The sequence below is a fragment of the Streptomyces sp. NPDC001922 genome, assembly GCF_042891165.1.
Classification (GTDB): Bacteria; Actinomycetota; Actinomycetes; order Streptomycetales; family Streptomycetaceae; genus Streptomyces.
Genome location: NZ_JBIASV010000016.1, coordinates 47,737 through 53,752, shown reverse-complemented (window position 1 = coordinate 53,752; position 6,016 = coordinate 47,737). Strand labels below are relative to the sequence as shown.

Sequence of the window (6,016 nt, the reverse complement as noted above, 5' to 3'; positions counted from 1 at the left end):
CCGCAGCCCGCGCTCCCACTCCGCCGTGGACACCGAACGCCCTGGGTACCAACCCGCCTCTTCCAGCAGTCCGTTGGTCTTCGCCGACCACCGCGGCTTGGATCCACCCTGCTGCATCCCCAGGTCACCGACGGCACCCGGAACTGCGGGCTCGGTGGGCCGGCGGGGCCACCCAAAGATCTTCTCCAGAGCCTGGTCGCCGCTTTCCGCCAGAAAGTAGGCGTCGTCCATGCCGGTGTAGACCGTGCCGGCCGACGTCATGCCGAGGTACGCGTTACGGTTGCCGGTCATACCGACGGGATAGAGTTCGGCGCCCGCCTGCTCGCTGAGCACCTCGAAAATCTCCTGGTCCCACTGGGCCAGAGTGGGGTCGAAGCTGACCTCCGACCGCACCACCGTGATAGCGCCGACGATCACTTCCGTTACGGACAGCCCGCCGAACTCAGCCAGGAAGCGTTGCGCGTCCGGATGGATCTCGAACTCGTCGTGCTCCTGCAGCACGCGCTCCCACTCCGCCGTCGGCACCGAACGCCCCGGACGCCAGCCCGCCTTCCGTAGCAGTCGCTCGGTCTCCGTCGACCACCGCTGCTCGGGTCCGCTCTGCATCGCTAAGTCACCGCCGTAATTCCGAACTGATCCAGCACATGTTGGCATGACGAACACGGTGGCTTGATCCCGCCAAGTTTCGGGTTGCCCGGAGGACGGGTTTCGACGGCGGCCATCACCCCACCGCGTGGATCAACGCCCGCGTTCTTGGCATGCGACAGGGCTTCCGCCTCGCCGCATTTCGCATGTTGTCGTCCCTCCGCATCCTTCAGTCTGACCCTCATCGGCACTTTGTCGTACGCCGCCTGTACGTCCGGGTGCAGGTCGTGGTTCCCGCCACCCTTGAGGCTCGAGCCGGTGAACACCTGCCGATGCCCAGGCACGGCCAGGCCCGCCGAGCTCGACGGCCTGGTGTTCTTGTTGGCGCCCGGCCTCAGGGCTTCGTTGTCCGCCCGGTCCCGTGCCCCCTGCAGCGCACGCTCGCAGTCGGGTGCGAGCCCCAGAGGGTCCACCGCGGAGAACGGGTTCGACACGTACGCACGCGGGTTGGGACCCGGCGCCAGGCCGAGTGGGTCGAGGGAGGCGTACTGCCCTGTGTCCGGGTCGTAGTGCCGGTGGTAGTTGTAATGGAGCTGCGTCTCGGGGTCGTGGTACTGGCCGGGGAAGCGCAGTGGGCAGTACGCCTCTCCTGGGGCCGGGTCGACGTCAAGGGAGCTGCCCCAGAGCGTCGTTCGCGCGTGCCATGCCACCGTGCCCGTGTCGTCCACGAGTTCCGCGGGAGTGCCGACGACGTCGGTGACGATGGCGTAGAACTGCTCGTCGACCCACTCCTGCGGCCGGTCCTTCGCGGGGATGCGGTCGACCTGGGTGACGGGGCTGACGCGATCGCGTTCCCAGTCCCAGACCGTGCACCGGGGTGGCTCGTCGCCGGTCCGGGTGACCTGTTCGGCCATGACGAAGCCGTCCCAGGTGAACCGCACCTCTTCCACCACGGTCACCCCGTCGGCTCCGAGCCGCTGTTTCGCGATCCGGCGGCCGAAGGGGTCGTAGGTGTACCGCCAGCGTGTGCCGTCCGGGGTGGTGACCCCGACCAGCCGGTCCTCGCTGTCCCAGGCGTAGTGCCAGACCTCGGGCTTTCTCGACAGGCGCTTCTTGCGGCGCTGCACTACGCGGCCCTGCGCGTCGTACTCGTAACGGACGTTGCCCGGGCTCCGCATGGGCAGCGCGTCGGTGGCGGACGGCTCTGCGCTGTCCCCCGAGGGCTCGCCCTGGGCGAGGTTGCCGGCGGCGTCGTACGCGTAGCGTTCCGACCAGGTCGCCGCCTGTACGTGCGTGATACGCCCGGCGTGATCGGTGCGGTAGGCGCGGTCGCCCGTGAGCCGATCGCCGATGGCGGCGATCGTGCCGTCCGGACCATAGGCGTACGTGCGGCGCTGCACGGGCTCCGGCGCAGGGCCGGCTGTGGGCCCGCCGCTCGCTGTCAATGTCTGCGAGGTCAGGCGGTTGCGCGTATCCCATGTCTGGTGGAGCACCGCGTTGCCCGCCCGGCGCTCGACCTCCCGCCCCGCGTCGTCGTAGGCGAAGCTGACGGACCTGCCCGCAGTCCGCAGCATGACGGGGCGATCGCGCCCGTCGTACTCCCACCGGCTCTCGGCACCGGTGGGAGTGACACGGTGCATGCGCCTGCCGAGCACGTCGTAGGTGGAGCGAACGGTGGCGCCGTTGCACGTCTCGGCAAGGACGCGGCCGAGGGGGTCGCGTTCGTAGCTCAACTCGGCGTGCGGGCTCCGAACCGTGCGTACATTGCCAACCGGGTCGTACGCGTAGGTCGTGACCCCCTCGGTGGTGCGCTGCTCGAGCACCTTGCCGAGCGTGTCCCGTACGTACACGGTGGATTCGCCGGCGCCATTGGTCCGCTCGACGAGCCGGCCCGCGGCGTCGTGCCGGTAGCTCTGCGTGCGTCCGCCGAAGTCACGTTCACGGGACAACCGGCCCACTGCGTCGTACTCGTACTGCCACGACCGGCCGAGCTGGTTGGTCACCGAGGTCACGCGCAGCTCGCGGTCGTACGTGAATTCCAGGCGCGAGCCGTCCGGGTCGGTCCGAGCGGCAGGCAGGTCGAAACCGGTGTACTCGAAGCGAGTCGTCTGCCCGGTACCGTCCGTGTGCTCGACCAGGTTGCCCTCGCCGTCGTAGGTCCAGCGCTCGGTGGTGCCGTCCGGGAGCGTGCGCCGGCTGAGCTTGCCTTCGGGCGTCCAGTCGAACCGGGTGACGGAGCCGTCCGGTTCGGTCTGGGCGATGAGCCGGCCCATGGGGTCGCGCTCGAGTCGCCTGGTGGCGCCTTCGGCGTCAGTGACCGCGATCGGCATGCCCGCGGCGTCGGTCTCCATCAGCACGGTGCGGTCGGCGGCGTCGGTGATCGCGGTGACGGCGCCGATGTCGTCGTACCGGTACGAGACCCGGCCACCCGTGGGATCCGTTTCGGCGGTCAGCTCGCCGCAGGAGTCGTACTCCATCCGCCAGACGCTTCCGTCGGCTTCGGTCACGGTGGTCGGCCGCCCGAACTCGCCGTTCTCCGCGGTGCTCCGGTATCCGTCCGCCCGAAGGACGGCGGTCGGGTGGCCTGCCTCGTCGTATGTGTAGCGGGTGGTCTGACCCAAAGGGTCGGTGACCGAGGTGATGCGGTCGTACCGGTCCTGAGTGCGCAGGGTCTCGTTGCCGAGCGGGTCCCGCTCCCTGATCATCTGATAGCTGTCGTTGAACTCGTAGACAGTGGTGTTCCCGAGGGCATCGGTGAACAGGGTGCGGCGGCCCTCGGTGTCGTAGACGATGCTGCTGCTGAGGAACCCGTCGGCGCCCTCCGTGGCGACACAGCAGCCGTCTTCGTACGTGTAGCGGTACCAGACGTCGTTGCGGTCCTGCCAGCCGGTGATGCGGCCGGCATCGTCGTAGACGAACGTCAGCGGCCGGTCGGCGGAGTTGTAGACCTCTGTGAGGTTGCCGCGCGCGTCGTACGCGTAGCGCAGCAGCGTGGGCCGGTCGGGGGCGCTGAGCAGGGTCAAGGCGGTGACACGGCCGCTTTCGGTGGTCACACCGATGCGGTATCCGCCGTGATGGACGATCTCGCCCGGCGTCCCGTCGGGTTGATAGTGCACGGCGACGGTGTTGCCGTGCCGGTCCCGTATCTCGGCGAGGGCGAGCTCGTGGGCAGGGTTGTTGGGCTGCGGCCGGAAGGCCAACGTCTGCCCGGTGTCGGGGCGGTGGACCGTCAGAGTGCCTTGCGCGGCGCCGTCCCAGGTCAGGGGCCACCTGGGACCTTCGACGGGGAGGACGGAGAGGTCGGGCTCGGGGACGGGGTAGTGCAGCTCCATGCCGTCCTCGGTGAAGAACCGGAGGCCGGAGGCGTCGAGGAGGAGGCGCTGGTCGAGTGTTGAGGCCCAGGTGGGTCCGAACCACCGGCCGCTGCGGACGCTGGTGCGGTGATGCCGCTGCAGGACGAGTGGCAGCACGCCGGGAAGCTCGAGGTCCGTGGCCGACATGACCATGTCGCCGGTCGCCATGTCGATCGGATCGGTGCGGCAGACGAGCGATTTCGCTTCGCGGCCGAGCCCGCGAACGTTCTTGCCCATGCCCTTGACGCCGAGCGCCATGCCCTTGAGTCCGGTCTTGTTGAGAGCTTTGGCTCCCTTGGCGAGGCGACCGAGGCTGGTCAATCCCTTGACGCCCGGGATGCAGTCCAGCGCCGCCATGGCGACGTCGAAGAGGCCGGCCTGGCCTTTTCTGTATTTGTTGAGGGTGTCGGCGAGCACCACCAGGGCCGCGACGACCACGATGGCGGCGAGGATCGGGCCACCGATGACCATCGCGACGATGCCGACGACGGCGACGACGACCTTGCAGACCGAGACGATCGCGTCCCAATTGTCGGTGACGAAGTCGGTGACCTCCTCCCACCAGTGACGGTTCTGGATACCGGCGTCGGAGGCCTCCTCCAGCTTGTCCTTGCAGACCCGGGCGGCCTCCTCGCGCAGCTCCCTGGCCTCCTGAGCCATCGCCTTCGCGGCGTCCAGAGCCGACTGGGCGGTGTCCACCGCGCCCTGAGCGTCCCTACGGGCGGAGGCCGCATGCTGGGCATTGCGGGTCGCCGCCCGCACCTTGGCCTCGTCCGGCGCCTCGTGGCCCTTGGCCTCGTCGTACGACTTGGTCCGGGCGGTGGCGGTCTTCACCCAGTCGGTGGACGAATCCAGCCGGCCCTGCGCCCCGGTCAGATCCGAGCGCGCCTCACGGCCCTTGGCCAGCGCCCGCAGCGACAGGGCCTGGGCACGCTCGAGCTTCGGCCAGTAGGCGGCGATGGCATCGCCCGCCATCTCGTACGAGGTCCGCAGCTTCCGCAGATTGCCCGGGACGCCGTCGAACGCCTCCTTGAACTTCTTCGCCGAGCGGCCGGACCACTTCTGCACCGCGTCCTCGGAGGACATGTTGCGGATCCCCCGCAGCGCGGTACCGACGTCCTCGGCGAACTCGTGCAGCTCGCGCGCGAGATGCCGCACCCTGTCCGGATCGCCGGGCACCGGATCCCCGTCGAGATCCAGCACATGCCAGTCCGTCGGACGATGCCCGCCCACGTCAACTCCCCCGTAAAACACTGAACTTCAGACCGCGTGACGCTGCGCGCAACCCTAACTCCCGCCCCTGACAAGGGTGAAGGCGGTAGAGGGAGGCCGGAGGAGTCGGGCTGATCAGCGAGGCGCGAGGGTGCGCCGTGCGACTGAGCCGTCACACAAAGCGGAACGTCGAGGTGACGGCGTCGAACATGTCGAAGAAGGAGTCCGCCAGGTCCAGTACCCGGCTGCTGCCGGACACCAGCGCCACCGTGCCCTCCTGCCCGGGGACGGGGATGAAGGTCTGCATCAGCACCGCCCGCACGGTGCGCTGGTCGCCGGGGACGGCGACGTCCTCGATCCCGTAGGTCCGCGCCACGGGGCCCACCTGCGGGATCTCGACAGTGGTGACCTCGCGCCACGCATCGCCGTCCCGCTTCGCCGGCCGGGGACTGATCTGTTGGGCGATGAGCTGCGGATCGGTCGGCAGGATCTCGCCGTCGTCGGTACGGGCACCGATCACCGACACGGTCACCGAGGCGGTGACGGGCGCCGCGCCGCCGAAGGACTCCGCCATGCAGCCGCAGTACAGCGCCCCGGACTTCCAGGCATCCCCGGCAGCCTTCTGCAGAAACCAGGTGAACGCGTCCCGGTGCTCGGCCAACTCCGGGCGCTGCCGGATGCGCTCGTTGACCAGCTGCCGGATGGTGTCGTCGCGCGATGCGGGGCGGATGTCGAACTCCCACCAGGACTTCGGCACCTTGATATGGAATCCGCTGCGCTCGATGGTCTGTGCTTCGCTTCGACGGCTCATCGCCTGCTCCCCTCCCGTAGCCCGATCCTGTCCCCGGGGCAGCCGCCCACCTTAC

At 69.1% G+C, this 6,016-nt stretch carries 3 protein-coding genes; all 3 read right to left on the bottom strand.

Features of this window, described 5'->3' with window-relative positions:
* A partial coding sequence (locus tag ACFYYR_RS27195) for an SUKH-3 domain-containing protein (protein WP_388858888.1) occupies positions 1-606 on the bottom strand: 606 nt, incomplete at its 3' end.
* 2 nt (positions 607-608) lie between these two features.
* On the bottom strand, positions 609-5,171 hold the full coding sequence (locus ACFYYR_RS27190; RefSeq protein ID WP_388858885.1) for a DUF6531 domain-containing protein: 4,563 nt from the start codon (positions 5,169-5,171) through the stop codon (positions 609-611).
* Between the two features lie 151 nt (positions 5,172-5,322).
* On the bottom strand, positions 5,323-5,961 hold the full coding sequence (locus tag ACFYYR_RS27185) for a hypothetical protein (RefSeq protein WP_388858882.1): 639 nt from the start codon (positions 5,959-5,961) through the stop codon (positions 5,323-5,325).
* Positions 5,962-6,016: the final 55 nt, after the last annotated feature.

Bases quoted from the DNA above. Each gene is read 5' to 3' on its own strand.
- ACFYYR_RS27185 (WP_388858882.1), bottom strand. From the start codon at position 5,961: ATGAGCCGTCGAAGCGAAGCACAGACCATCGAGCGCAGCGGATTCCAT.